We start from the raw sequence: 679 nt of genomic DNA on the forward strand, positions 1-679 counted from the left end.
TTACCTGGGTTCTTAGCTTGAACTTTTTCTTTGACTTTGTCTTTTTCGGCTTGAGTCAATTCTCCAGCTTTCTTCACCGGTACTTTCTCAGTCGGTGTCACTGGGGCGAAGTCTTTTACTGTTAAGTCTTTCACTGGGATGAGTACTGAATCGCCAGTTGTCTTATCCGTTACAGTAACATTGCCCTTATCATCCGCCTTAACATCGCTAGTTGGATTAGATTTTTTAACTTCTTCTACCAATTTTTCTATTTCTTTTGATATTAAATGTTCTGGATCTGGAACTACAAGTGGTAGTGGAATTGCTACTTCGAACTCTTTTGCTGGTTCACCTTTAGCGCTAGTTAATTTACCAGGAATTGTGATTTCACTTGTTCCTTCTTTTGGAAGTTTGCCGTCTTCTTGTGCGATTCCTTTTCCTGTTTTTGGTTCATCTGGTAAATCATTATGAGATAACACTACTTTTCCACCAGTTACGACTTTTTCACCAGTAACACCTGGCAATGTAACTTTAGTACCTTCAGGAACACCACCGACCGTTACTTCAACATTTCCTGTTTGTGGATTTTGTGTTCCTACTGTAAATGTTGGGGTTGATGTAGTTGCTTTTTCCTCATATTCCACATTGAAGACTTGTGGGGCATCTGTTAAGTGTACAGTTTGCTCTCCTTTATTCTTCA

The 679-nt window shown here is 39.3% G+C and carries 1 pseudogene; it reads right to left on the reverse strand.

Annotation, left to right across the window (positions count from 1 at the left end):
- A pseudogene (locus N8M20_RS10160) lies at positions 1 to 679 on the reverse strand (hypothetical protein); the annotation flags it as partial.

This window comes from Streptococcus mitis (genome assembly GCF_946190275.1).
Classification (GTDB): Bacteria; Bacillota; Bacilli; order Lactobacillales; family Streptococcaceae; genus Streptococcus; species Streptococcus mitis_DC.